Source organism: Streptomyces sp. NPDC005866 (assembly GCF_040629895.1).
Taxonomy (GTDB): Bacteria; Actinomycetota; Actinomycetes; order Streptomycetales; family Streptomycetaceae; genus Streptomyces.
On record NZ_JBEXWP010000023.1, the window covers coordinates 119,343 to 145,454 of the forward strand.

Annotated in this window: 21 protein-coding genes and 3 pseudogenes; 11 read left to right on the forward strand and 13 right to left on the reverse strand. The window is 67.3% G+C overall.

Features of this window, described 5'->3' with window-relative positions; genetic code table 11:
* Positions 1-30 precede the first annotated feature (30 nt).
* A complete protein-coding gene (locus tag ABZ396_RS29730; RefSeq protein ID WP_358917631.1) occupies positions 31-1,386 on the reverse strand; it encodes an FAD-dependent oxidoreductase in 1,356 nt (451 codons plus the stop codon).
* A gap of 383 nt (positions 1,387-1,769) precedes the next feature.
* Here ABZ396_RS29730 and ABZ396_RS29735 point away from each other — a divergent pair, with 383 nt between their 5' ends.
* Positions 1,770-4,511 (forward strand): AAA family ATPase, encoded by a 2,742-nt coding sequence (locus ABZ396_RS29735; protein ID WP_358917633.1) that lies wholly within the window; start codon positions 1,770-1,772, stop codon positions 4,509-4,511.
* Between the two features lie 22 nt (positions 4,512-4,533).
* Here ABZ396_RS29735 and ABZ396_RS29740 read toward each other — a convergent pair whose 3' ends face one another.
* Positions 4,534-4,926 carry a metalloregulator ArsR/SmtB family transcription factor gene (locus ABZ396_RS29740; RefSeq protein ID WP_358917635.1) on the reverse strand — a complete coding sequence of 131 codons (393 nt, stop codon included), beginning with the start codon at positions 4,924-4,926 and terminating at the stop codon, positions 4,534-4,536.
* 161 nt (positions 4,927-5,087) lie between these two features.
* Between ABZ396_RS29740 and ABZ396_RS29745 the strand changes: the two genes are divergently transcribed.
* Complete coding sequence (locus ABZ396_RS29745; RefSeq protein ID WP_358917637.1) at positions 5,088-5,852, forward strand: SDR family oxidoreductase; 765 nt, start codon at positions 5,088-5,090, stop codon at positions 5,850-5,852.
* 328 nt (positions 5,853-6,180) lie between these two features.
* Positions 6,181-6,678, forward strand: coding sequence for an Ohr family peroxiredoxin (locus ABZ396_RS29750; protein ID WP_358917639.1), 498 nt, complete (start codon positions 6,181-6,183; stop codon positions 6,676-6,678).
* A 16-nt stretch (positions 6,679-6,694) separates the two neighbouring features.
* On the opposite strand, the gene ABZ396_RS29755 is transcribed toward ABZ396_RS29750, so the two are convergent.
* Positions 6,695-6,964: a WhiB family transcriptional regulator gene (locus ABZ396_RS29755; RefSeq protein ID WP_358917640.1), complete on the reverse strand. Its 270-nt coding sequence runs from the start codon at positions 6,962-6,964 to the stop codon at positions 6,695-6,697.
* 71 nt (positions 6,965-7,035) lie between these two features.
* On the opposite strand from ABZ396_RS29755, the gene ABZ396_RS29760 reads away from it, so the two are divergent.
* Complete coding sequence (locus ABZ396_RS29760; protein ID WP_358917642.1) at positions 7,036-8,034, forward strand: RNA polymerase subunit sigma; 999 nt, start codon at positions 7,036-7,038, stop codon at positions 8,032-8,034.
* Here ABZ396_RS29760 and ABZ396_RS29765 read toward each other — a convergent pair.
* The 3 genes from ABZ396_RS29765 to ABZ396_RS29775 all read right to left on the reverse strand — a co-directional run bounded on the left by ABZ396_RS29765 (position 7,955) and on the right by ABZ396_RS29775 (position 10,994).
* Entirely contained in the window at positions 7,955-8,944 is a 990-nt protein-coding gene (locus ABZ396_RS29765; RefSeq protein ID WP_358917644.1) for an RNA polymerase sigma-70 factor, read from the reverse strand. The genes ABZ396_RS29760 and ABZ396_RS29765 overlap by 80 nt on opposite strands.
* Before the next feature lie 448 nt (positions 8,945-9,392).
* Complete coding sequence (locus tag ABZ396_RS29770) at positions 9,393-10,460, reverse strand: ferritin-like protein (RefSeq protein ID WP_358917646.1); 1,068 nt, start codon at positions 10,458-10,460, stop codon at positions 9,393-9,395.
* Between the two features lie 78 nt (positions 10,461-10,538).
* On the reverse strand, positions 10,539-10,994 hold the full coding sequence (locus tag ABZ396_RS29775; protein ID WP_358917648.1) for a VOC family protein: 456 nt from the start codon (positions 10,992-10,994) through the stop codon (positions 10,539-10,541).
* A gap of 267 nt (positions 10,995-11,261) precedes the next feature.
* On the opposite strand from ABZ396_RS29775, the gene ABZ396_RS29780 reads away from it, so the two are divergent.
* Positions 11,262-12,161 (forward strand): RNA polymerase sigma-70 factor, encoded by a 900-nt coding sequence (locus ABZ396_RS29780; protein ID WP_358917649.1) that lies wholly within the window; start codon positions 11,262-11,264, stop codon positions 12,159-12,161.
* 319 nt (positions 12,162-12,480) lie between these two features.
* Here ABZ396_RS29780 and ABZ396_RS29785 read toward each other — a convergent pair whose 3' ends face one another.
* Entirely contained in the window at positions 12,481-13,254 is a 774-nt protein-coding gene (locus ABZ396_RS29785) for a GNAT family N-acetyltransferase (protein WP_358917651.1), read from the reverse strand.
* 859 nt (positions 13,255-14,113) lie between these two features.
* On the opposite strand from ABZ396_RS29785, the gene ABZ396_RS29790 reads away from it, so the two are divergent.
* The 5 genes from ABZ396_RS29790 (at position 14,114) to ABZ396_RS29810 (ending at position 18,384) form a co-directional block, all read left to right on the forward strand.
* Positions 14,114-15,589 carry a MarR family winged helix-turn-helix transcriptional regulator gene (locus tag ABZ396_RS29790; RefSeq protein WP_358917653.1) on the forward strand — a complete coding sequence of 492 codons (1,476 nt, stop codon included), beginning with the start codon at positions 14,114-14,116 and terminating at the stop codon, positions 15,587-15,589.
* Positions 15,586-16,161: a helix-turn-helix domain-containing protein gene (locus tag ABZ396_RS29795; protein WP_358917654.1), complete on the forward strand. Its 576-nt coding sequence runs from the start codon at positions 15,586-15,588 to the stop codon at positions 16,159-16,161. The genes ABZ396_RS29790 and ABZ396_RS29795 overlap by 4 nt, the downstream gene beginning before the upstream one ends.
* Positions 16,162-16,340: 179 nt before the next feature.
* The gene (locus ABZ396_RS29800; protein ID WP_358917656.1) at positions 16,341-17,057 is read left to right on the forward strand and encodes a ParA family protein; all 717 of its coding nucleotides are present in this window, start codon (positions 16,341-16,343) and stop codon (positions 17,055-17,057) included.
* A complete protein-coding gene (locus tag ABZ396_RS29805) occupies positions 17,054-17,947 on the forward strand; it encodes a hypothetical protein (RefSeq protein WP_358917658.1) in 894 nt (297 codons plus the stop codon). The genes ABZ396_RS29800 and ABZ396_RS29805 overlap by 4 nt, the downstream gene beginning before the upstream one ends.
* Before the next feature lie 164 nt (positions 17,948-18,111).
* On the forward strand, positions 18,112-18,384 hold the full coding sequence (locus ABZ396_RS29810) for a hypothetical protein (RefSeq protein ID WP_359186363.1): 273 nt from the start codon (positions 18,112-18,114) through the stop codon (positions 18,382-18,384).
* A 20-nt stretch (positions 18,385-18,404) separates the two neighbouring features.
* Here the strand turns inward: ABZ396_RS29810 and ABZ396_RS29815 are convergent, their stop codons facing one another.
* The 3 genes from ABZ396_RS29815 to ABZ396_RS29825 form a co-directional block, all read right to left on the reverse strand.
* Positions 18,405-20,648, reverse strand: coding sequence for a tetratricopeptide repeat protein (locus ABZ396_RS29815; protein ID WP_358917660.1), 2,244 nt, complete (start codon positions 20,646-20,648; stop codon positions 18,405-18,407).
* Positions 20,649-21,381: 733 nt separating this feature from the next.
* Positions 21,382-23,061: a serine/threonine-protein kinase gene (locus ABZ396_RS29820; protein WP_358917661.1), complete on the reverse strand. Its 1,680-nt coding sequence runs from the start codon at positions 23,059-23,061 to the stop codon at positions 21,382-21,384.
* Positions 23,062-23,293: 232 nt separating this feature from the next.
* Positions 23,294-23,761 carry a hypothetical protein gene (locus ABZ396_RS29825; protein WP_358917663.1) on the reverse strand — a complete coding sequence of 156 codons (468 nt, stop codon included), beginning with the start codon at positions 23,759-23,761 and terminating at the stop codon, positions 23,294-23,296.
* A 147-nt stretch (positions 23,762-23,908) separates the two neighbouring features.
* On the opposite strand from ABZ396_RS29825, the pseudogene ABZ396_RS29830 reads away from it, so the two are divergent.
* Positions 23,909-24,106, forward strand: a pseudogene (locus tag ABZ396_RS29830) (transposase); the annotation flags it as partial.
* Between the two features lie 215 nt (positions 24,107-24,321).
* Here ABZ396_RS29830 and ABZ396_RS29835 read toward each other — a convergent pair.
* From ABZ396_RS29835 to ABZ396_RS29845, 3 genes and pseudogenes are all read right to left on the reverse strand, one after another.
* Positions 24,322-24,885: an HNH endonuclease signature motif containing protein gene (locus tag ABZ396_RS29835; protein WP_358917664.1), complete on the reverse strand. Its 564-nt coding sequence runs from the start codon at positions 24,883-24,885 to the stop codon at positions 24,322-24,324.
* A 64-nt stretch (positions 24,886-24,949) separates the two neighbouring features.
* Positions 24,950-25,249, reverse strand: a pseudogene (locus tag ABZ396_RS29840) (transposase); the annotation flags it as partial.
* 459 nt (positions 25,250-25,708) lie between these two features.
* Positions 25,709-26,014 (reverse strand): annotated as a pseudogene (locus ABZ396_RS29845) (IS1380 family transposase); the annotation flags it as partial.
* Positions 26,015-26,112: the final 98 nt, after the last annotated feature.

Sequence of the window (26,112 nt, forward strand, 5' to 3'; positions counted from 1 at the left end):
TTCATGTACGCGCCTTTCTCCGTCGGTCTGTCAGGCGGCCCTCTGCTCGGTCGCTTCGTGTTCCTCGGAGCCCCGTAGGGGCCCATCGCCGAGGAACGCATCGCGCGGGTGCTGCACAGACGCGAGGGAGACCAGGTCGCGGCCGAACACGGCAGCTGTCAGCCAGACGGCCAGCACCCGGAGCTTGCGTTCCCAGGTGGGCACGGCCAGGACGTGATAGCCCCGGTGCATCAGCCATGCCGTCACTCCCTTGATGACGATGCTCTTGTACTGGAAGATGCCGCGCCCCAGCCCGAGGGTCGCTACGACGCCCAGGCCGTGGTGGCGGTAGTCGCGGACCTCGCCGCCACGCAGACTGGCCGCGATGTTCTTCGCCAGGCGCTTGCCCTGTCTGACGGCGTGCTGGGCGTTCGGCACCGTATGGGCGCCGGGCACGGGAGACGTCAGATCCGGAACGGCCGCGTCGTCACCGGCCGCCCACGCGTCCGGTACCGGCTCGCTCGCGGTGCCCACCCGGAGGTCGGGACGGACCACGACCAGGCCCCGTTCGTCGACGGGCAGGTCGGTGTGGTTGTGCACGACCGGATTCGATGCGTTGCCCGCGGTCCAGACGATCAACGACGAGTCGAATCGTTCTCCGCTGGAGAGCACTACATGACCGTTCTCCGCGGAGACGAGCTGGGTGTTCAGATGGACGTGAGCGCGACGGCGCTCCAGTGACCGTACGACCCAGGCACCGGCCTTGTCCCCCACTTCCGGCAGGATGCGGCCGCGGGCCTCCACCAGGTGAAAGGACAGGTCGTCGATGCTCAGCTCCGGATAGGACTTGAGCATCGCGGTGGCCAGGGACAGCAGTTCGCCGAAGCCTTCGACGCCGGAGAACCCGCCGCCCACGAACGTCACCGTGAGCAGTCTGCGCCGCTCCGCGCCCGGCGGCAGTGACGCGGCCTGGTCAAAGGCGGTCATCAGCCGGTCGCGGATGGCCACCGCCTCTTCCACGTGCTTCAGACCGATCGCCTGCTGCGCCAGTCCCGGTATGGGGAAGGTGCGCGTCACCGCGCCGGCCGTGACCACGAGGGTGTCGTACGAGAGCGTGTAGTCGGCTCCGTTCACAGGACGTACCGTGACCGACCGGTCCGCGTGGCTGATCCTGATGACGCTTCCCGCGATCAGCCGTGTCCTGCGCAAGTGCCGTCGCAACGACACCGCGGCATGCCGGGCCTCGACCGATCCCGCTGTCACTTCCGGGAGGAAGGGCTGATAGGTCATGTAGGGACGCGGGTCGACGACCGTCACCCGGACCTCGTCCGCCCGCATCCTCTTCCCGAGGCCCCAGGCCGTGTAGAAGCCCGCGTAGCCGCCGCCGACGATCAAAATCTCACGCATGATTCCCTCTGTTGCTCGTCCGACATCAGTTAGACAAGGCGGGACGCGAGGGTGTGACACCGTCACTGACAGCGACGGCTCGACTCCGTCGTCGTCCGGGATGTTCCGCACCTGGTGCACCTGTGACTGCCGACAAGGAGTCATTCGCGAGTCGTTCGACTGATGCATAGGATCGTTCAGTGTGAGGGAGATCAGGCCGACCAGTAACATGTGGTGCGTAGTTGTCGTTTACGGAGGAAGTTCTCCATGCTGAGCGCAGTACGTGCCAGATCGGCGGCGAGACGTCGTCCGGCCGTAGCCGATCGTTCGGCAGTGGTGCCGGTGGGCAGACGCGCCGGTGGGCGACCGGGAACCTCGCTGGGACACTCACCAGCGCACGTCCGATGATCGGCCGAGATCAGGAACTAAGCGTCCTACGCGGGTTGTTGGCAGATGCTGCGACCGGGAAGGGCAGCTCACTGCTGATCCACGGCGATGCCGGCGTCGGTAAATCAGCACTGCTCCGCGCGGTCGGCGCTGACGCGTCAGAAAGCCGGTTCCGGGTGTTGCGCACCTCCGGCGTGGAGACCGAGCAGTGGCTGCCGTTCGCCGCGCTACAACTGCTCCTGCAACCGGCCGCCCGCGATGCGGAGGGCCTGCCGGCCACGCACCGGCGGACGCTGAACGACGTGTTCGGTGCCACGGAGTCCGAACCTCAGATATTCCGGGTCGGCCTGGCCGTACTTGAACTGCTCGCCGATATCGCTGCCCGCCGGCCGCTCCTGCTGTTGCTGGACGACCTGCAGTGGATGGACTCGTCCAGCCGCGACGTACTCAGGTTCGTCGCTCGGCGGACCGGCGACCTTGCCATTCTGGTCATCGGCGCCGCACGCACCCCCTCCCCCGTGGCCTACGCCCCGGGCATGCACCCGGACCTCTCCCTGGAACCACTGGAGCGGACGGCCGCCGCCGAGTTGCTCGATGCCGGCGCCCCCGATCTGTCGGCACCCGTGCGAGCACTCGTCCTGGAGCGCGCCGCAGGCAACCCGCTGGCCCTCGTCGAACTGCCCAAGGCGGTACCGCACATGCCGGCGCAGCTGGACGACCTGCCGCTGACCCAACGGCTGGAGGACGCCTTCGCCACACGAACGGATTCGGCCAGCGAGGAGTGCCGCGCGTTTCTGCTGGCGCTCGCGGTCGAGCCGACCGCGCCGCTGAACCGGCTGCTGGACGTGTCGAGCCGCCTCCGGGGATCGACGGTCTCGCTCACCGTGGTGCAGGAGGCCGTCGACGCGGACTGGGTCACCTTGACCGGCCGCACCCTCGAGTTCCGCCATCCGCTGATTCGTTCGGCCATCTACACGCGCGCTTCGGTCCCGGATCGGTTGGCCACTCATCGTGCTCTGGCGTCGGTCCTGGAGGACATGCCCGAGCGTCAGCTCGTACACCTGGCCGCATCCACGCTCGGCCCGGACGAGGAGCTGGCCGCCAGGCTGGAGCGTTTCGCCGATGCGTCGCAGGCTCGGGGCAAGGTGGCGTCCGCCGTGCCGGCCCTGCGCCAGGCTGCTGAGCTCGTCCCCGACGCGCGCCGCCGGACGGGCATCCTGATCCGGGCAGCCGAGTTGGCCAGTGAGATCAACGACCGCGTCCACACTCAGGTGCTGCTCGCTCGCGCGGACATGGGAGAGCTCGGCCCGTTGGAGCGGGCCCGCCTCATGGTGGTGTCCGACAAGGCCGCCTTCGAGCCGGAGGAACCGCACCGGCGGATCCAGGACATGGTCACCACGGCGGCCGCGGCCTTCGACGCGGGAGGCTCGGACATCGCCGAAGACCTGCTGTGGCGTGCCGCGGCGCGATGCTTCTTCCAGGACGGCGACGCGCAGGTGCGCGCTCAGGCGGCCGCCGAACTGGATCGGTGGTCTCCTGACCCGGACCTCCCGCACGTGCTGACCGTACGGGCTTACACGGAGCCGTTCAGGCACGGGGCCGAAGTGATCGAGCGGCTCGACGGCATCACTCCCGACCGTCATGACGGCCGGATCCTGCATTTCCTCGGCAGCGGCGCGATGGTCATGGGCGATGTCACCCGCGCCGCCCGGTACCTGACGCTGGCCGCCGCGGCCTGGCGATCGCAGGGCCGGCTCGGACTGCTCGCCCGCTCCTTGGCCGGCAGCTGGCCACGGGTGTACCTCGGTCAGCTCGACCGGGCCGGGGAGGAGTCCGACGAAGGTCTCGCCCTGGCCGAGGAGACCGGCGAATGGATCGTGTGGCTCGGCGTGAAGGCGACAGCCGGTCTCGTGGCAGCCGTGCGCGGTGAGCACGAGGCCGCGGCACGGGCCATCCGAGAACTGCGTGCCCACCGGCTCTTCACCGGCATGCCGTTCGTTACGGTGATGGCACAGCAGGTCGATGCTCTGCTCGCCCTTTTCGACGGCCGTACGACCGAGTCGTACGAGGCCCTGGCCCGCGCATTCGAACCGGCCGACCCCCATTACCACTCGGTCGGCCGATGGCTGCTCGCACCGGATCTCGCCGACGCGGCGGTCGCCGCTGGCACGGTCGACCAGGCCAAGGAACTCATGGCCGAGCTTCCTGACCTGGTCAGCTCGCTGCCTTCGGAAATGATGGTGGTCGCGCACGCCTACACCACCGCGGTCCTGGCCCCGGACGACACAGCGGAGGAACATTACGCCGCCGGGCTCGACGCGTTGCCCGCCGGCTGGGTGCTGGCCCGGGCGCGGCTACACCTGCACCACGGGCGCTGGCTGCGCCGGCAACGCCGCAACGTGGACGCACGGAACCCCCTGCGACTGGCCCGCGACGAGTTCGCCCGGATCGGCGCGCAGCCGTGGGCCAAGATGGCAGGCGAACAGCTGCGTGCCGCCGGTGAGACGAGCGGCCGAAGAGTCACGAACTCGAACGAGCAACTCTCCGCCCAGGAAAGGCAGATAGCGGAGTTGGCGGCGCAGGGGCTGAGCAACCGGGAGATCGGCCAGCGTCTGTTCATCTCACATCGGACGGTGGGGGCCCACCTGTACCGGATCTATCCGCGCCTGGGCATCACCAGCCGGGGCAAGCTCGCCGCCGCGCTTGCCGCCCTCCATGATGATCAGCCTGTCCCGAGCGGGTCCGCCGGGCCGGAATGAGGCGATGAACGCGCCGAGCGCCTCACTCCACTCGCCCCGGAGAAGCAATGCGGGGCGTTCCCACTCGGTTGACTGAGTCGCTGCCGACAGAAACGTGCTGCCCCACGTGATCGGCGACAGCCACGGAGAGAAGGGCCGGCAGCAGACCCGGGAAACGGGCGTCCAGGGCTTCGCGACGCAGCGTCACGAAGCATCGGGTGCCCTCTTGGCGGGTCTGCGTGATGCCGGCCTCGCGCAGCACCTTCAGGTGGTGGCTCATCGTCGACTTGGCGACAGGAGCGCGCAGTTCACCCCATCCGCGCTCGGCCCCGTCGGACAGCACCCGGACGATCCCCAGACGGGTCGGGTCACTGAGCGCTCCAAGCAAGCGCGGCAGAGTGACTTCCTGCTCCGTGGATGTCGAGTGGTCCGGCATAGGGGCCAGGCTACCGGAGGGATGGCGGCGGGAGCGTTCCACAGCGTCTCTGCCCTGCTCTCCGGACGCCAGCAGATGGTGTGAGACGACGTGACATGTTTGCCCACTCACGGTCTGATATATTGTTCTATGATCGACGAACATCGAACAAGGAGTGCGAGATGTCCAGTCCCACGCCGACGAACTTCTCCGGCCGTGTCGCCATCGTCACCGGAGCGGGATCGGGAATCGGCCGGGCGACAGCCGTGGCCCTGGCCGAGTCGGGAGCACATGTCCTCGGGGTCGGGCGCCGGAAGGAAGCCTTGGCGGAGACCGCCCGACAGCACCCTGCCATCGAGGTCCTGCCGCTCGACATCTGCGGCGAGGGTGCAGCCGAAGCAGTCGTGACGACCGCGACCAGGCGGTGGGGACGCCTGGATCTGCTGGTGAACAACGCCGGCGTCACAGCCATCATGCCGCTGGCGAAGACGGACCGCGCCGTGATCGCCGATCTGTTCGAGATCAACGTGACGGCACCGAGCCTGCTCGCCCACGCCGCCTTGCCGTACCTGCGCGACTCCGCCGGGTCCATCGTCAACGTGTCGAGCACCTACGGTCACCGACCCCTGGCCGGAGGGGCGCACTACGCCGCCACGAAGAGCGCCCTGGAACAGCTGACGCGGAGCTGGGCGCTGGAGCTCGCTCCCGAGGGCATCCGGGTGAACGCCATCGCCCCGGGCCCGACCGAGACCGACGTCCTGGTCGCGGCCGGCCTGCCCGAAGAGACCATCCATGAAGTGCGCGCCTCCGAACGCGAGCGCATCCCGACCGGTCGACTCGGCGACCCCCAGGACGTCGCGGACTGGATTCTGCGCATCGCCGACCCGCAGGGGACCCACCTCACCGGACAGGTACTCACCATCGACGGCGGGCTTGAACTCTCCTGACGCCCTGGTCACGGGGCGGACGCTCTCCGGCCTGATCTGTCGTGCCGTGTTCAGCCACCTGTCGATGGCACCAGCCGCCCGGCCCGGCAGAAGGCCGGCGGATGTCACAAGGACATGACCTTGCCGGTCAACCAGTCATCGCCTCAAGGCTTCTCGCGACTCGGAGGACGGACCGCACCATGACTGCCACAAACGGCGCGGCGGCTCACAGACGGCCATGGCTGCCGGCCACGTCAGCACGCTCACTGCCGTCAGGGACCGCGCATGTCACGAGCCGACCGCAAGCTCGTCGTCGGGACGGCTGCGGCGGTGGTCATGGAGCGGCGCGGTGAACGAGGATTCTCGACTTCCCGACCCGCCCGAGCAGCAGGACTTCGACGGCACAGCCACCTCTGCCATCTACACGACGACGGTGACCGTCACCGGCGGAGCCACCGAACACGGCCGAGCCTCGGGAAAAGCACGGTCTGCGGACGAGGACCTGGACCTCGACCTGCGCATGCCCACCGAACTCGGCGGGGACGGACAGGGAACCAATCCCGAACAGCTCTTCGCCGCCGGTCTCGCCGCCTCACTGCATGCCGCGTTGAGTCTGGTCGCACGGCAGGCCGCGCTCGCCACCGCCGGCATCGCCGTGGCGGCGACCGTGGCGTTGGGCCCGGATCCACGGGATGGCGGCTACTTACTGCACGTAGACCTCGTGGTCGAGTGGCCGGGAATCCCACGAGAGACTGCCGCCCCCATGCTGAAGAAGGCGGAAGCCCTGTGCCCCTACGCGAGGATGGCGCGGCGAGGAACACCGATGACTATCGCGCTGGCCCCGTAGCGACGTGGTCCGGACTTCACACTGGCAGTCCGCTCGCCTGCCGTGACCGGTCCATCAGACTCCGTCTCATGGACCGGCGCTCGTTCTCCGTGGTTCCACCCCATATGCCCTCGACGGGATGGGCGTCGAGCGCCCAGGCAAGGCACTGTTGCATGACGGGGCAACGGCGGCACACAGCCTTCGCCTCACCGATCTGCACCAGGGTCGGACCACAGTCACTGTGACCGATCGGGAAGAACAAGTCAGGGTCGCCGTCTCTGCAGCTTGCTACTTCACGCCAGCTCACTCCTTGACCTCCTGCCGTCTCGTTCGCCTCTGGTGTCGTCCCTCTCGCATATGTGACCGTGGAGCCCGCGCATGTGTGACATGGGTTCGCCCTCAGGCGGATGTCACAAGATCTGTGCCTGTTCGGTCTGCATCAACGAAGGCATATGGAGACGAGGACACTGCATGGACGATGCCGGTGGCGCGGTCCCGATCGCGGAACTGCTCGACGAGCGACAGCATCTACTGGATGTCGCCTACTGGATGCTGGGCAGCGGCAGCGAGGCCGAGCGGGCCGTCGCCGAGACCTACCGTCGATGGTATGAGCTGTCCGCCCCGGCCCGAGCGGCCGTCACGATCCCGCGATCCTGGCTCGCGAAGGCCGCAGGTGGCATCTGCCTCACCCGGCTCGCCATGGTGGACCGCCGAGAGCTCCGTACGGACCGGGAGGACAGCGGCGCAGCGGGGCGCTCTGCCGTCTCGCTGGAGGAGGAGATCAGCGGGGTTCTGCTGAAAGCGCTGGACGCTCTCTCGCCGGCCGAACGGGCGGCGTTCGTACTCGCCGACGTCTTCGGGATGACGCCCGGTGCGGTCGCCGACATCGTCGGACAGCCGGAGGGAGAGTGCACCGAACTCGCGGACCGCGCACGCCACAGCTTGCGGGTCCAGCGCTCACGTCCCACCACGCCTCAACAACACGACACCGTCGTGCATGCCGTCCGGAAAGCCTGCGCCAACCAGGACGTGCACCTCCTGGCCTGCCTGCTGACAGCCGATGCCACGGCGTTCTTCGACGGCGGTGGAAAGGTTCGCGCGTTGAGCCGGCCCGTTCACGGCAATCAGCGGGTCGCCGCAAGCCTGCTGACCGTGCTGGCCAAGCGCCCACACACCACCTTGCACCTTCACTCGGTCAACGGCCGCACCGGGATCGTCGTGCGTTACAAACACCAGGTGGCCGCTGTCATCAGTCTCGACATCGCCGAACACCGCGCCTCGCAGGTCTGGGTCATCCTCAACCCCGACAAGCTTCGGTCCTGGAACCACACCGGTCCGGCTTCGCACCCACGTCCGGAGAATCTCCGCGACGTATAGACGCCGGCGCGGTACGCGATGTCGACCCGAGGAAAGCCGCGATCTTGTTCGGGTTGAACACCCACATCACTCGGTGGATGCCTTCGTACGAGGCCGCGACGGTCATGAACGTCGCGGGCTGCCCATCCCTGTAGATCATCGCGCCCGCCCGGCCGTTGGCGTGGACAACTCGGACGTCCGCTTCGGGCCAGAAGCGCCGGTGTGCTGTGGACAGGTTCGCCACCCGTGCGCGGCCCCGCACGGGAACACGAGCGGCTCCTCGAAGGCCGTTGCCGTCGGAGAGGCTGACGACGTCCGCGGTCAGGAGAGCCTCGAGCGAGGCGAGATCTCCCTTTCGGGCCGCCGCGATGAAGGCTTCCAGAAGCCGTTGGTGCTCCACCGTATCCACGGTCCCGGACTCCTCGGCCGCAAGGTGTTCACGGGCCCGGCTTACGATCTTCCGCACGTTGACGAGGCTTAGTTGCAGCATCGCAGCGATCTCGGCATAGGCGTAGTCGAACGCCTCTCGCAGGACGTAGGCGGCTCGTTCGGTGGGGTTCAGCTTGTCCAGTACGAGCAGCAGGGCCAGTTCGAGAGCCTCCGCGCGCTGCGCGCCCAACGCCGGGTCGGCACTCGTGTCAATGGGCTCCGGCAACCACGGACCGATGTACGTCTCACGCCGCACACGTGCGGACTGGGCTACGTTGATGGCCAGCCGGGTGGTCGCGCTCGACAGGAACGCCGCGGGACTGACCACGACTGACCGGTCCGTCTTCTGCCAGCGCAGCCATACTTCCTGCACCACGTCCTCCGCCTCGACGGCACTGCCGAGTACGCGATAGGCGATGCCGAAGAGACGGGGACGGAGGTCCTCGAAAACAGAGACGGCCTGATCCATGGCGCGGTCCGAGGCGCACAGCTCGGCATACATGATCCTTCTTTCTCCGTTCATCCAGTGCGGACCGGACAGGCTGCCCGGCCGCCGCATCAGCTGATGTCACTGAAAGTCAGGACTCCACCGATCACAACTGCCTGAATTGACCGGACCGGTCTCTTCTCTGTGACAGACGCGCCGCACAATTGATATCGAGAGGCCATAAGCCTTCTGGCGTTTTCAACGCGTGGTGTGAGAGGTGGGTACCGCGCGGAGGAACCGTGGCATCGTCCTGAGGAACACAGTAGGACGGCCGGGTACTCACGGGCATCAGTCATGTGACTGCGATGGCTTGAGTAGAGGAATGACTAGCGCAGTCGGACCCGTCCCAGACAGCGAAGGCCCGACCGGTGTGGTCAGGCCGACGCGGCATTTGGAAAGGGCTGCCGCCTGCGCACCGCTTTCGCTCACAACTGCCGGAGCGAGGCGCGGCGGGCGGGGCTCATCACTGGGTTTCGGGTTCGACGTACTCGAAGGTCGGGCCGGCTGTGGTGTTGTCCCCGTCGGGCGTTTGCATCAGCCTCTGAGCCTGTGCCTTGAGTGCGTACATCGTGCCGGTCGCGACGGCGAGCATCTTCGGGTTGCCGTTGAACGCTTGGTCGAGTTGATGCAGCAATTCGCCGTACGCCCGGTTGAACTCTTCCTGGGCAGTCCGGATCAGGTCGCCCGCCGGATGGTCCGTCAGCAGCGGATTGGGGCGCATCGGATACACACCGTCGAGGTCGAGCCCGACGGTCTCGCCCGTGGGACCGGACTGCGGTGTGTCACCACGCAGATACCGTCGACCGAGCTTGAGCTCCTGGAAACGGTAGTAGTGAGAGACCTCGTCGCGGTCGGGGTGGAAGATGTCATGGTCGCCGTCCCAGACTTCACCGCGTGCCGTACCTTCGCCCTGTTCTACGATTTCCTCAAGTGCGGCCAGGGCCGAGGTGAGGTCGGTAACCGGGGTCAGCTGTCCGCCGGTGTGGGCGAAGGGGCCGGCTGTCACCTGGCGCGACGCGTCGCCGCAGAAGACCTCTTTCTCACCGAACTCGGCGCACAGGTGTCGCAGTCCTCGTTCGATCGCGTCGTAGAACTGACCGATCGTCTCGTAGTTGTCGCCCTCGGCCGGAGCACCGGGCCGTGCGGGCTGTTCCAGGCGAAGGAACATGTCGAGTGCCTCTTCCCCGAACGGAACAAGCGACAACTGCAGTGAGCGGTCACCGTGCGGGAGGGGTCGGGGGTGGGGCACCAGCAGTGTGGACGGGTCCAGACGAGGTTGCCCACCGACAGCGTTGAGGAGATTCGCCGCGAGTGCCAGGTGAATCATCTCTTCGACGAAGACACTGCCTATTGCTTGTGCGGCGTCCGGGTTTCGCATCGGATCGAGCGAATAGAGCGCGCAGAGGTACGGCGGCAAAGTAGCGTGTTCCAGTTCGATCGCCCACTGAAGGTGCTCTCGAAGACTTTCGAGCGTTGCGATCGGAGCCGTGGCAGGTATCTGGTCCGTGGGATGTTTTTCAGCGTGGTTCAAGGCGCTCTCGTTTCGGATGAGGAAGGCGTGGATGCCTGCCGGTGTGGGTGTTGCCGACCGATCAGGAGATGCGACACATCAGGTCGGGTTTACGGGCTGATCGGCCTGGATTCCCCTGAGCAGACCGGTGGACTGGCCCACTTCGATGAGGTAGCCGTCGGGATCGCGCAGGTAGCAGCGCAGCTCGGAGGTGCGGTCCAGGGGGGCGGTGAGAAAGTGGGCGCCGTTCTCGACGGCGTGCGCGTAGAAGGCGGCCATGTCGGCCACGCGCACGTTCAGGAAGCTCGACACCCGTTCGCTGCTCTGGGGCGCCTCCAGGATGACGTCCGGCTTGTCGGGAGTGGGTCCGCCTCCGGGATTCATGATGATCCAGCTGTTGGCGATCTTCACGATCGCCGGATTCTCGTCCATCACCACCTCACCGCTGAAGACGTCGGCGTAGAACCGCCGGGACACGGCAACGTCGCGCACGGTCAAGAAGTGCGTGAGGAGAAGGCCGTGCTCGGGCGCCGGGAGATCACCTTGAGGTGTCATCGTTCGTCATCCCTTCTTCGTCTGGAGCTGGATCATGGCGATCAGCATTCAGCAACCCTGACCGAGCACACCCCCACCTTGTGACACGCACACGGACGTGGATGAGCCTTCTGCAGTCCAGATTCAATGTGCGGATCCGCGCCAAGCACCCGCGTGACACCAGGTGCTACACATCTTGTGTCGTGGTGCTTCCCCTCCACAGGCCCGCCCGCGAACGCTGTCGCGATGCCCTGTAACGTGGTGGGTGCAGAGGCGGAAGGGACGACGATGCACGCCAAGGACGACACCGCCGGGGGCCTGGACGAGGCGGCGAGCGAGTTCCTCGCGGCGCGCCCTCGGCTCTTCGGTATCGCCTACCGCGTGCTGGGGAGCACGGTAGAGGCTGAAGACATCGTTCAGGAGGCGTGGCTGCGGTGGCAGAACACGGACCGAGCGAACATCCTCGAACCGACGGCGTTCCTGAGTACGGTCACGGCACGGCTGGCCGTCAACCTCGCCAAGTCCGCCAGGGTGCGCCGGGAGTCGTACATCGGGCCGTGGCTTCCGGAGCCGGTTGACACCAGCTCGGACCCGCAGGTGGGGGCGGAACGGGCCGAGGCGCTCGAGCTCGCGGTTCTTCTCCTCCTCGAGAAGCTGAACCCGGTGGAGCGCACCGCCTACGTTCTCCGGGAGGCTTTCGACTACCCCTACAAGCAGGTCGCAGACATCCTGGAGACAAGTGAGGCTAATGCGCGGCAGCTGGTGAGCCGTGCGCGTAAACACCTGGCCGCCGAGCGCAGAGAGAGGGTCAGCCCCGCTGATCACCAGCGCCTGCTCGAGGTGTTTCTCGCCGCAGCACGAACGGGCGATCTGGCAGTGCTCGAGGAAGTCCTCGCGACGGACGTCGTCAGCTACTCCGACGGCGGCGGGATCCGCGGCGCATCGAAGATTCCGGTCATCGGGCGTCCGCACGTCTCCAGATACCTCGCTGCCTTCGCGCCCCGGTTCTGGCCTCCCGCCGACACTCGGTGGGTCGAGGCCAACGGACGGCCGGCCGTTCTGGTCTCTGTCGATGGCGACGTCGTAGCGCTACTGGCCGTCGACGCGTCGGTCGATGGAATCGACCGAATCATGTGGGTGATGAACCCGGCCAAGCTGTTGCCATATGTGGAGTCCCTGAGCAACTGAATTCCCCTTGCACCGCTTGACCAGCCACTTCACGAACACCCTTCCGCCTGACAGAGGCCGCCTTGCCGAGCCGTCGCAAGCCTCAGGACCCTGAGTCCAACCACGGCACGCGGGGCGACGGCGCCCCGCTCTCAGGGACGGGAACGCCATGCGAGGTCAACCATGGCCTCGGACGCGCTGAAGTACGGGCGGGCTCCACAGCCCGCGCCGCAGGAGACGGATTCCCGGGCAGGCGGACTGCCTGCCCGGGATTCCGCAGGAGAAGGAGGGAGGCGGGCGAGACCCCCAAGATCTCTGGCCAGTCAGCGGCAGAGCACGCCTACGACGGAGCAGTGATCACCGTCAGATACTCCTCGGTGTGGAAGCCGACCGACTGGTACACGGGCTCGCCCATCTTGGACGTGTAGAGGTAGGCCGTGCCGGCACCTGCGGCGAAGCCCGCACGGACCATCTCCACCGTGACGGCCCGCCCGTAACCACGCCGCCGGTAGCCCGGGAGTGTGGTGATGTTGAAGATGCCCGTCAGATCACCGGAGGTGGCCGTCATGCCCGTTCCCACAGGAACGCCGTCCAACTCCGCAAGGTAAAAAGTGATCCTGTCGCTTTTCCCCAGAGACGGATGAGTCAACACCTGGAACATCTCGTGCGGCGCTTCGAAGCCTTCCGCAACGGTCCTGGCATACAGATCCAGCTCATTGACGGACACGGCCCGTACACGCAGGGAATCAACGACCGGCTCCGTCGGCAGCCCTTGGTCGGAGCGCCGGACCATGAGCTGCTCCCGCTCGAAACGGGTCAGCCCGTGCCGCGCTGCCGCCTCGGTGACCAGCTTCCCCGGAACTCCCCGGACTTGGATACTCCAGGGGATCTCCCACGGGCTCTCCGAGGCCGCCAACGCCGCTATCTCCTCGGCGCGCGGCTCCAGACTGGGACTGATGATGGCGTTCAGCGGGGCGAGCGGTGCCCCGGAGATGGCAAGCACCGTGCCCTGCGGGCCTCTTCGGGTGCGCCCCGTAGTGACGGCTGCCATTTCCTCGAATACGGCTGCATACGCGGACACCACCGCCAGCAATGGGTCATTTGTTTGGTTCATGCGGTGATCCTAGGCACCGCCGCCCCGCAGGAGACGGCAATGGGCCCTGTCACGTTGGCTGACGGGGTGGGACGATCTTCGGGTTGGTGGTGCTGGACGGGACCGTCCGTGGTGAGGACACCGCCGTCGCACAAGGGGCACCGGTACCCGGTCGAGGTGACTCATGCTTGAGCTCGGTGTGACCGTCTCCTACGAGACGGTCCGCCGCTGTTGCGCCACCCCGTGAGTGCAGGACCAGAAAGTGCACCCCCTCCCGGTCTCGGCCGGAGCGGTGAAGCGAACTGAATACCACGTGGCGGGCAGTAAGCGGCCGGCCAGGGAGTTTCCGTCCGGCGGAAGTCCTATTGCCGGGGTGGAGGCGACATCGTCATGGTGTTCCCGACACGACGTCGAGGATGACGGGACCCCTCTCATGCCGCACATCACCGCCTTCGCCAGGAACCAGTGGTACAGCTAGCGCATCTTTCTGACCTGCGCTTGTGTGGGGGCGATGAGGCTGTGACCTGCTAGGACGGGTTACGGAGGCGATCGGAGGCAGTCAGAGGAAACCGCTCTGATTCGACCCCGGTTCGACCCGGATTACTCAGCGGCAGTCAGAGGCAACAGCCCCTGAAACTGGCTCTTGAGGGACCTGAGTTGGCCGGTGTGGATCACGAGTGGGCGACTCTGGCAGGACTCTGATTCGTCCTCTGGTCGAGCTGCGATGGGGACGCCTGCCTCCGCTCGGGGCCAGGCCTACGGGGCTTCCAGGACGGCCATCCTGGAGACCGTGCTGGCTCCGACGGAGGTCGGTTCCGGATGCCGCCCGTGGTTTTAGCGGGCCTGGGTGGCGTCCACGTCTTTGCGAGACGACCCCACCGTGCCCTACAAGACCCATCAGACAGACCTCCCGCAACAACTCTCCCACCCGTCCGGCCCCTTGGGCCTCTGCCACCTGCCCCCGGCCGCGGCCGATCTGGTCCTGCTCGGCGACCTCACCGGCCGCTACGCCACCGGCAGTTACAGCCGACTCGCCTCCGACGGCCGAAGCCTGGTCCTGCGCGAGGACCGCCAAGGCGCGGCCGAGCACGGGCACCGGATCACCGCGGCGATCGCCTGCCACATGGTCCGCGCCGGCGGCACCCTCGACCAGCTGACCCGACTGCTGCTGCACCCCGAGCACGAGGGCGGACGACACACCCGCACCATCGCACTGCGCTCCGGGCAGACACGCGCCCTGGACTACCTCCGCCGGGTCTGGGCCAGCGCCTCAACCGCCGTCGGCACCACATTGGCACTGGGATCCCGGCACCAGGCGTACGAGGTTCTCGCCGCACTCCGCGACCGCATCGAGACCACACCCTGGCGCGGGGAGCGAGGACGGACCGCCCTGCGCGTGCTGCGGGCGCACCTGAACTTCGCCGAGACCGCGGGCGGCCCCCTGCACCACGCCAGCGAACGGCAGACCGCCGAAGAAGCCGGCATCTCCCGCACGACACTGCGGGCCGTCTACGAAACCGTCCTCAAACCGCACGGCTGGCTGCGCCGACTGCGGGTCGGCCACGGCCGCGAAGGCTCGACCTGGTACCTCAACGCCCGGCCGTCTCGCTATCGGACCACTCAGTTCCCCCCCGACCCGGCACTTGAGGAGTGGCCCACCCCTGAGACGGCCACCACGGCCGACATCGACTCCACCGTCCTCGCCCGCCTCATGGGCCACGACGCCTTCGCCCACCACGGCCTCGGCAGCCCCGCCCTCCTGATCATCAGCGCACTGCACCAACGCCCCGACCAGACGGCCAGCGAGCTCGTCGGCACTTCCTCGGTCTCCCGCGCGACCACCTACCGGACCCTGCGACGCCTCGCCGAGTACGGCCTCGTGCACCACACCGGGGAAACCTGGGCCCTCGCACCGCGAGCCCTGGAAGGTCTCGGCAGCAGCCTCTCGACCTCCGTTCCCGGACTCAACGTCGTGCCCGCGCTGGGCTGGGACACGGTCGCCGAGCAGTACGACACGTGGGGACTCGCCGCCTCGCGCAAGGCTCTGCATGCGGCCCAACGCGCCACATACCGAGAGGCGTTGAACCGGCTCGCGGAGCACCGCAGCAAGGCCGTGGTGATCGTCCGCGACGGCCGCCAAGTGCTCATTCCCGCGCCACGCCCGGACGAAATCCCGCCCGCGTGGCACACCTCCGGCGGGCGTGTCCTCGATCCGGTCACCGGCCGGACCGCTGCCGACTGGCGGGTCGCCACGGACGGTCGCCTGATCCTCATCACCCCTGCCGACCAGCGCAGTTACGACGAGCTGACTGCTGCCCATGCCGAAGCCCTCAGCGAATGGAACTCCGCCGCATGAACCCACAACACCCTCCCACCACACCCGCCGAGGGCGAGTCGCGGACTCCACAAGCTCTACGCACGAAGTACGAGGCTGGTGCGACAGTCGACGAACTCGTAGCGAGCAGTGGCCTGTCGTACGGCACGGTCCTCAACCGTCTACGCGACGCCGGGACCGTGATGCGCACCTCGTGGCAGACGCGCAGGCTCCGCGACGGGCAAGCCCGCGGCAATCTCGCGGCTCGTCTACGCCGCCTCTACGAGCAACAGGGCGCCACACTCACGGAGTTGGCCGAGTCGGGGTCCGTGACACGACGTGCCGCACGGCGGCTGCTGATCGAGGCCGGGGGCACGCCCCGCACCACTCAGCAAACACTCCGCATTCGTTCCGCAGCCAGTACCGCACGCCGTATGAAGCTCGCGTTGTCCCTGCGGGCGCGGTACGAGGCCGGCGCCACAGTGCCGGACCTCGCCGAGGAGTGCAACTACTCCATCGGAACCGTCTACCGGCTCCTGCACCAGGCGGGCACTCGCATGCGGCCCAAGCACAACCACGGCCCGGCTCGTACCCGGAAAAAGAAGCGGTCATGAGCGGACCTGAAGGCGTCCCCAACCGGGCCAGGCAGTTCAGGGGACCGATCGCAGGTCATCCCGGATGCAGCGCTGCTCGGGCTCCTCCTTCGTCGGCAATCAACCGCCCCCGCTCGTCGACAATCTCGCCGGCGCGCCCAAGTCAACGCACCTTTCCCGATTCAGGAGATCAAGCACACGTGAGTGAGAACACCCGTACCAAGACCCTGGCCGCGGCCACGGCCAGCGCCTGGGACGCCTTCGTCATCGTGGTCGGCATGCTCAAGGGCGGCACCGGCAAGACCACCTCCGCCTGGTTCATCGCCCTCTACTACGCCGTCGTCCTCGACCTGCCGACGCTGCTGCTGGACGCCGACGCCACCAGCCAGTCCGCCTACGACTGGTTCAAGGTCGCCCAAGCCGCCGGCTTCGAGATCCCCGAGCACCTGGTGATCGAGCGGTACCCGTTCGACGACATCGCCGAGTACATCCGTGCCAAGCGCGCCGAATTCGGCGCGATCGTGGTCGACGCCGGCGGCGGCAGCGCCCGGATCTTCCACGAGGCTGTCACCGAGGCCAACCTGCTGCTCGTGCCGGTCGCCCCCACCAAGATCGAGCGCCGCAAGCTCGTGGCCACCTTCGACGAGGCCGAGCGCGCGTCCGCCCGCAACGAGCAGGGCGTCACCGCCCACGTGGTCATGGTCAAGGCCGACGACCGCACCAGCCTGCCCGGCCGGGCGAAGGAGCAGCTGCTGGAGCCCGCCGAGGGCGAGGGCATAGGCCCGGGCCGCGACGAACCGTTCCCGCTCGCCGAGACCACCATCCACTCCTGGGTGCACTACATGGAGGCCTTCGGAGAGATCCCCACCGAACTGAGCGAGTACGCCAACCTGATGAAGGAGCTGACCGAGGTATGAGCGAGAAGAACGACAGGCCGAAGCCCCCGGCCCGCCGCAGCGGCGGGCGTGCCCTGGGCGGGGCCAAGAAGACGACCCCGCCGCCCCCTCCCCCGACCGCCGAGCTCACCCCCGAGCAGTTCGCCATCGAACAGGCCGCCGCACGGGGCGAAGGCCGTCCCGCTGCCAGCGAGCCGCAGGTTCAGCCCGCTGTATCCAGCGTTCCCATCGGGGTATCGACGCAGGACCCGACCGAGATGATGGCCGAGGTGGCGCAGGAGCCCGCGGCACCGCCCGCCCACCCGCGCGTCGAGGCCGCGCTGGGCAGCCCGGTGCAGGACCCTGCTGCCAGTCAGCCGGCCCGCCCAGCCGTCGTCGCCTCCGAGGCCGGAACAGAATCTCCTGTGGCGTCGATGGAGTGGCAGGCGCTTGGGCAGACTGTGGCCCCGGCTGCACAGCCCTCAGCACCTGCGGCTCAGCCCACGCCATTGGCCGAGCACGTCTCGCAGCACGGAGCGTCTCAAGACACGGGAGCTGCTCCGGGTGTGGCGCACACCGCTCAGGTGGCGATTCACTCGACAATTCTTCCCGTTATGGGAGCCGCTGCGTTCCCTGTGAGTACTGGCGCAGCGAATCCTCAGCACGAGCAGCAAGCCGGTTCGGATCCGGCGCCCAGTAACGGGACTTCATGGGAGCACGGGTCGGGGCGCCCGAAGGACATCCCGGAAGCCGCCGTCGTCCTCAATCAGCGCATCATCGCGCGCGAGAGCCTCGATTCCTCGGTCCCCGCCGCGCTGAAGCTGAAAAGGCGCATCAAGCGCTTCGCGCTGGACAACGAACTCGATCACCTGCCCATGGGCGACATCGTCTCGGTTGCACTGGACGAATGGCTCACCACCCGCGGCTTCTGACACGCCGCACGGCACAGGGACGGCCGCCAGCTCGCTGAGTGCGCGGCCGCCCCTTCCACCGACTATTCCAATAGCCCAATAGGCGGCCAACTAGCCGCCTAGCCAAACCGATCGGAGCAGCCTTCGTGCCCGACCTCTCCCACCACGCCCGTCGGCTACGCGACATGGCCGACACACTCGAAGCCCAGTCCGAGCCCGCCGACGATCCGCTCACCCCTCATCCAGACACTCTCGCGGTCATCGGCAACCGCAACATGAAACGCGGACAGCTCAACTACGCCGTCCCCGACATCCTGCAACTCCAGCGACGCATCCGCCGCTACAACGCCGACCACGACGTTTCCCACGGCGACATTGTCGCCCTGGCCCTCGACACCTGGCTTCGCGCAAAGGGCTATCCACCCGACCTCACCCGGCCCCAGGCAGAAGCGCTATGAGCAGGGCGCCAGACCAATGGTTAGGTTTGGAGGGCGGCGAGTAGGTCGCCAATTTGCCCTGCTTCCTCCGTGAGGCCGAGGTCTTCGAACATGCGCTCCGCGCGCACGAAGTAGGTGACGGCCCGGTGCCTGTCGCCCAACGTGGTCAATGCCATGCCGATACCGCACAACGCATGGGCGTGGAGGTCGCGGGCGTTGGCTTGCTTGCAGGCCGCTTCTGCCTGCAAGAAGTAGCCGATCTGTTGCTGTGGTGTGAGGTCGTCCAGCTGAGTACAGGTCATGAGAATCGCCGCCTCAACGAGGGGGCTCCCCACTGCACGGCTGGTCTCGACGGCGCGTTGGCAAGCAGCCTGTGCCGCCTCAGGCCGTCCCGAGGCTTGCAGCGCGAAAGCCGCCGCGCACAGTGCATTCGCTTCATTCGTAGGGTCGCCGAGACGTTGAAAAAGGGAGGCGGCCTCCTCTGCTGTTGCACACGCCTCTGCGTAGTTCTCCAGCTCCTGATGGTCCAGGGAAAGGTTGTTCAGCACCGCGGCCTGTTCGCGCACATCCCCTACAGCTCGCTGGATGGCGAGAGCCTCTTGGTGGACCAGCAACGCCTCTGCAGGTTTCCCGGAGTCGTGCAGGGCAGAGCCCTTCCCGTTGAGTGCCTTACCCCGTTCGTTGTGATCGTCGAGTGAAGCAAAAAGTTCGATGGCCCGCTCGTAGGCGGCCAGAGCTTCGGCGTAGCGTGAGGCACCGTTGAGTGCGATGCCGAGGTTGTTCCATGCGCCTGCCTCTGCGGTGAGTGCTCCTGCCTGGTGGGCGATGGCGCAGGCGGTCGTTGTGACGGCGATCAGGTCGTCGAAGTACCCACGCCAGACGAGGTAGTCGTAGAGGACCACCGGAAGCTTGATGGCGATGTCTTGGTGCCCGGTGGCCGCTGCCGCGGCTACAGAGCCCGTCAGGTTGGCACGCTCGCCATCCAGCCAGGCAAGCGCCTCATCCCGGTCGGCGAAATTGTCTGGTACGGGTAGGTCTGCCTGCACGCTGAGGTGTGCACTCGCGGCGATGGTGGACGTGGAGTAGTACTCCAGTAGCCGACGATGCTGAAGAACGTAGGCCGTCGCCGTATCCCGTCCGGCTCCACCGGTGGCACTGTCCGCTGCCGCGTTGAGCGTGCTGTGCCCCAGTTCGGTGGCGTACTCGCGCACGAGGTCGTGCATCGACCAACGCCGGTTCACGCACTCGATCAGGTGCGCCTGGACGAGGTTGCGCAGTATGGGGCGAACCGCTGGCACTGGGCGGTCGGCGAGGACTGCCACTGCGTCGAGACCCATGTCGGGACCGGGATTGAGCGCCATGAGGGAGAAGAGGCTGGCGTGGTCCGGGGGCAGTCGGCGGCAGGAGAGATCGAAGGAGGCGCGTATAGCACGTTCACCGTCGTCGAGGAAGCCAAGGCGTGATCGGGCCGTGGCCAACTCTGCCGCTAGTTCGGCAACTGTCTGGTGAGGTTCCAGAATCAACAGAGCGGCGCTGATGTGCAGAGCCAGCGGCAGATACCCGCACAGGCTTGCCAGTTCATCGATGCCCGTGCCGGCCTCGATGGCCCGCGGGTCGTCGGGGTTCGCCATCTGGAGGGTCTGACGCAAGAGAGCCGCTGCGGCGCGGGGTTCGAGCACGCCCAGTTCGACGAGGCGTGCGTTGAGCGTGGGCAGCGTATGCCGGGAGGTGATCAGGAACCGGTGCGCGTGGTTTCCGGGAAGCAGGAGACGGACCTGGTCGGCACTGGAGGCGTTGTCGGCCACGATCAGCAGACGCTGGCCCTCCTCCGCCAGGGCAGCCAGCGCTGACCGGTACATGGCCGCGCGTTCCTCGACCGCCACAGGAATGCTGTCAGAACCGACCCCCAGAGCCCGCAGGAACGCCTCCAGAGCCTGCCCGGGCTGGACCGGGCTCTCGTCATATCCGTGCAGATCAACGAAGAGGCTGCCGGTGAACCAACCGGCTCCCGTTGCGGCATGCCCAGCCGCCAGGGCAAGTGCGGTCTTGCCCACTCCGGCAAGACCTGCGATCGAGGTCACGAGTACTGGCGGCAGGACATCGGGCGGCGTCGAGGCGGCGTCCGGCGTGTCTCCCGACGAGTCCGGATCGTGCCGCGACTCGACGTGGGGTCGAAGGGCCGACAGGACGTGCCCGATCTCCGCTTCCCGGCCGCTGAGCATCGCGGGTGCAGCGGGAAGGGAATCAAGCGCGGTGGGCAGCGGCGCTGGCGCGTGCACCGTCACGCTCAGGGGACTGTTGTCACCCGTGGTGGCCGCGCCGATACTGCCTGCGGCTGCAACAGACCGGGCTCCCGACGCTGTGGCGCCAGAGGCCGATGGCAGAGGACTGCCGTCCGAGAACGAACTCTGTGGATCCGGCACTGCTTCAGACTTCTTCCACCGGTTCATGAGCGCGTGTCGTCTCCGGTGATGGCCTCGCCGATCTCGCCCCCAGCCGCAATCCCCCGTTCCCCGTTGGCCTGCGCCGAACCCGAAGTTCCTGCCGTTGGTATCACAGGACCTGCTGTAAGGCTGGCGCGGTCGCCTGTAACTGCTCGCCCGATGCTGCCGCCGGCCGCGACGGACCGCGTTCCTGCCGCAGTCGCAGCGATTCTGCCGCTGCCAGCGGCAGGCGGCCGCAGAAGGGCGTAGCCGCTCAACGCGAATCCGAGGAAGCCGCCAACCGATCCGGCCACGGTTGCCAGTTGCGCAGACGTGTCGAGATCGACAACCGTCGCCACGATGCCCAACCCCACGGCCGCCAGGCCGAAGAGCGCGACCAGCAGCCACACCACTGTTCTTGCCCGTTCTGTCACACGTGCATCATCGCAGTGGGGACTGACATCCGATCCCGCAGAGAAGCCTCCGAAGACATGCGGCTGTAGTGACGGGTGGAAGAAGGGGGAGACTGCTTAGCAGCAGCGGAATGGTGTCGGGCTGATCGACCGCCCGATGTGCTGACGCGACCGTCGGCGGGCTACTGGTAGACGGTGGTGATCGGCGTGGAGACACTGGCTCCGCTGCCGGGGGCTGCGTAGGAGATGGTCCACAGCGCGGCTGTCTTGTTCGGGTAGCCGTACAGGTAGCCGCCGTTGTCGCAGCCGTAGTTCAGGCGCTGTCCCGCCAGCGTCGCGGTACCGCCACCGGTGAACGAGCACCGGGCGCCCTTGGCCAGGACGAGGGTGATCGGTTCGATGTCGGGTCCGCCCGGCATGTGGTTGTTGTTGCCGGGAAAGCCCTCGGGGACCGACAGTTCGACCATGCGGTCGGGGGCTCCGTCCAGGCACAGCGCGCTGGTGTCCGAGGGATCGGTGTCCAGGGAGAAACACGGGTCGAGGATCCGGTCGCCCGCGGTGCAGCGCCAGGCGTCGGTGCGCATCGTGGATTCGGCGGTCCCGAAGCAGGAGCCGCTGGCCCGGTCGGTGATGGTGATACCGGTTGCCGGGGTGCCGCCTGGGGACCAGGGGCTGAGGGTGACCACCTGGGTCTGCGTCGGCGCGGACGACGCCGCGGCGGTCGGGGTCTGTGACTCGGTAACGGCTGAACGGGCGAGAGGTGACGTGGTCGCAGCCGGTGTGGCGCCAGGGGTAGAGCGGTTCGAAGCCGACTGCGGGGAGTGGGTGGCGCGCGCTGAGGCGTGGCCCGGGTCCAGCGCGAACCAGGTCCCTGTGGCGGCCGCGGCGAACACGGCGGCCGCGACGACGATGAGCCGGGCGCGGCGGTGGGGAGGGCGTATCGCGGAAGCCGGCCAGGCGGGGTCTTCGACGGTCGGGGGGTGCCACTGCTCTGCGATCAGGTTCGGGACCTCGGTCGGCCGGTCGTGGACATTCCCGAGGACCTGAGTCGCCTGCTCGCCGAGCAGCTCGGCGGTCTTCTGCGCCACGACGGCGGACGACGGACGATGGCCTGGGTCTTTGGCGAGGCACGCCGTCACGAGGCTGAGCATGTCGTCGGGGACACCGTCGAGGTCCGGCTCGGCGCTGAGGACGCGGAAGGCGACGGCCTCGGCATTGCCGGTGCCGAAGGGGTGGCGGCCGGTGGCCGCGAAGGCGAGCAGCACACCCCAGGCAAAGACATCCCCTGGCGGCCCGGCGGCGCCGTCCCGGTAATACTCGGGGCTAAGCCAGCCCGGGGTCCCGGTGAGCATGCCGGTACGGGTGACCGCGGTGCCGTCGGTGACATGGGCGATACCGAAGTCCAGCACCCGCGGCCCGTCCGGGGCCAGGATCACATTCGCGGGTTTCAGGTCGCGATGGACCACCCCGGCGGCGTGCACGGCCGCGAGCGCCCCGGCCGTCCCCGCAGCGAACAGGTGCAACTGGATCCCGGCCAGCGGCCCGTGCACCGCCGTGTGCTCTCCGAGCGTCAAGCCGGGTACGTAGGCCGCCGCCAGCCACGGGACGTCCGCCTCGTGATCGGCCTCCAGCAGCGGCACCAGACACGGACCCGACACCCGCCGCAGCACCTGCACCTCGCGCCGGAATCGGGCCCGGAACTGGTCATCCGCAGCCTGCCCGACGTGCACGGCTTTCACCGCTATCCGCTCGCCCCGCTCCCCGACCGCGGCGTACACGGTGCCCATCCCACCCGCGCCCAGCACCCCGACCACCCTGAAGCGCCCGATCCGGGCCGGGTCCGAAGCGCGACGAGCTGCCATCACAGACACGAACAAAACCCCCGCCAAGAGCGAGTGTGGACAAGATGTGAACCCTAGCGGGGATCACCGACGCCACACGCCAGTTGCCTCAGATGGGATCCGCCCATGCCTTGCTCCCCCGGTCGGCCGCACGGCTTCCGGCACGCTCCCCACCACACTTGCCAGGCGCCCGCCCAGCGGTACGAGCGGCCGGGCTTGAGGCCGAGCTCCAAGCCAGAGTCAGGTGGGCCGATTATGCGCCGCGCTTCCGCAGCAGCGCCTTGATCTGTTTGAGCTCTTCCAGCACCCGGTCGACAGCCGCGTCGACAACAAGCACGGGGTCGTTCGCTGACCAGAAGCGCACCGTTTCCTGGAGTTCGCGTCGCCAGAACGCCTCGTCGTCCTCAACCTCGAACTGGAGGTGCCGTGCCAGTTCAGCGAACCCCGGTCCGGCGGTACCGGTTTCTTGGCTCACGACGAGCGCCGAGAGCATGGGGCGGCCGTGCTCGACCTCGTACATGCTGACGTGGCCGAGGGAGGGGAACATCGTCCGGAACGGGGGCCGAGACATGCCCGGGTTCCGTCCTTCGGGATCGATGGCCTTCCCAAGTCCCTTGTACGTGATGCATGCCGAACCAGCCGGGTTGGCCGGATCGCCCTCCTTTGCGAGCATTAGAAGGTGGCTGTGGATATCGCGTTCCACCGGGGTGAGCGTGATCATGTGAACTCCGCGTAGGGAGGCGGCCCGTGGGCCGGATGTCCGTGGACTCAGCGCTCGTAAGCGCAGGGTGACTGTAGCGCGTGGCACACCTAGGGACAACGTTCTCGCGGCCAGGCCCGCGCCTCAAGTCCGGCCGCCCGTACCGACCTGTCCGCTCACAGAGGCACCGCCATCCGTCGCTGGGCGGAGAAGCACAAGGTCAGGTTGTGCTTCACCCCGACCTACGCCTCGTGGGCGAACCCCGTCGAGGCCCACTTCGGACCACTGCGGCAGTTCACCATCGCCCATTCCAAGCACCCAAACCACACCGTGCAGATCCGGGCCCTGCATGCCTACCTCCGGTAGCGCAACGCCAACGCACGCTCCGGCGCGACCACCGGCGACGAGCAGGACCTCGTCGCCGGCGTCACCTACGACACCCCGTACGCCGCGAGGGTGCACGAGGACCTCACCTCCCGGCACAGCCCTGGCAGAAAGGCGAAGTTCCTCGAAGACCCGGCCAACCGCGAGGCTGACACCATCGGCGCGTTGATCACAGCGCAGTTCCGGCGAGCCCTGCGTTAGAGCGGCTGCGCAGCGACCCAATGGTCAAGAAACTCAAGCCCCTTGTCGGTTAGCTCGACGACCTTTGCGTTCCGTGTCTGCTCCTGCTGCTGCAACAGCCTGTGGCGCTCCACTCGGAACTCGATGAGTCCATCATCAAGGAGATTCGACACCACCCATTGCATGTCGGCGTACAAGCGAATGCGCCCAGCCTGTGCCCAATTGTTAATTTCCTGAGCCCGAAGCGTCGGATACGTCTCCCGAAACCATTGCACCCTACGGAGAAGAGCCTTCAATAGCTGCCGTTCGATATCCGTATATCGATGGTTCAGAATCTCAAGGTTCGCCTTGTACTGAAGCATTGATTTTCTGTCCATCTCACCACGGTCAAAGCGCGTATGGCATGTGGGACAGAGGGCGATGAGATTGTCGAAAGTGTGCTCCTTGACCTTGGCCCACGGCGTGATGTGGGCGAGTTCGACAGGTGTCTGCCTGCATGTAGGGATCGCGCATCGGTGACCTGCCTCAACAAGTACCGCTCGCTTCAACGCAGTTGGGATGTCTGGTCGCTCCTGAGCCATGTGCCAGAGCATAAGCAGCAGCTAGGACAACCGCACCATGAGCCTTGATCCCCTCGACGGCGTCGCCCGCGACCCTCCGTGAGTGCTTGGGCACGATGGCTGGTGTGAAGCTGCCGACCCGGTCCCGGGGAACCTCCAGTTCGACCGGCCCGACGTCTGTCAACACCGTCTTGCGTGAAGTCCCGTTGCGTGAATTCCCCGAGCCGGCCCCGGTCTTGTCACCCTTCTCGTAGCCGAGGTGTTCACTCATTTCAGCCTCAAGCGCGCCCTCCAGAACCAGCTTGACCAGGCCGGACAACAGCCCGCCCTCGCCCATCAGATTCAGCCCCTCGCGCCGGGCCCGCTCCACCAGCTGCTCGGCCATGTCCCGGTCCAGCTCAGCCGCTCTCGCCAAGTCAGCCCCCGTCCGTACGATGCTCTCGCGGGGCGACTTGTCCTTGATCCCCATCGGTGATCCTTCCCGGCAGAGGCCACACCTCATGCCATCTGGGTCGCACCGGGGCATACACAATCTTTAGGACAGTCCCGGTGCCGGGCGACAGTGTCACGGCGCTGGCCTTGCCTCGATCTTCGGTCCGCCGATTTCTTCGGCGGGCCGTTTCGGCTGTTCGGGCTGATAACCGGGCCGTCGCGTCGGGTTGGCACCGGTTCCACGGCTCCGACGGGAAGACGCAGCTCGCTGGGACGCCACGTGGGGTCAGCCGGATTTTCGGGAGAGCTTCGAGAGCCACTTCGAGTCGTACCGGCGTCGGTGAATCACATCGGTCCAGGGCCAGTGGCATGCGCATCCCAGGTGCCGGCAGCGGCCGGTCGTGACGATCTACGAGGCCATACAGAAGAGACGGAGTTTCCGGCGGCGGGGCTCCCACATACGGTTCTTTCCGTTCAGCGCGAGCATGGGCATGCAGGCCCAGCAGAGCGAGGCCGATCTGAACGATCTCCAGCCACATCCGCTCCTGTACGGCGTCGTGCAGGGGCAGGCGGAGCGGGCGACTCGATTGCGGTCCGTGGTGCGGGCCCACTGGCGGTGCCGCAGTTCGAATGCGGCGATGGGGAGGCCGGTGGTGTTGGTGGCGAACGCGGTCAGCCGCTGACCGTCGGCGTCGGTGAAGGGCAACTGCGCGGCGGGGTCGTTGAGTCGGCCCGCAGCGCGGTGCCGGTGTTGCCACCGGTCCGTTTCTGCGGGCCGCTCGCCGAACCCGGCGTGCGCGTTTCCACGCACCGGGC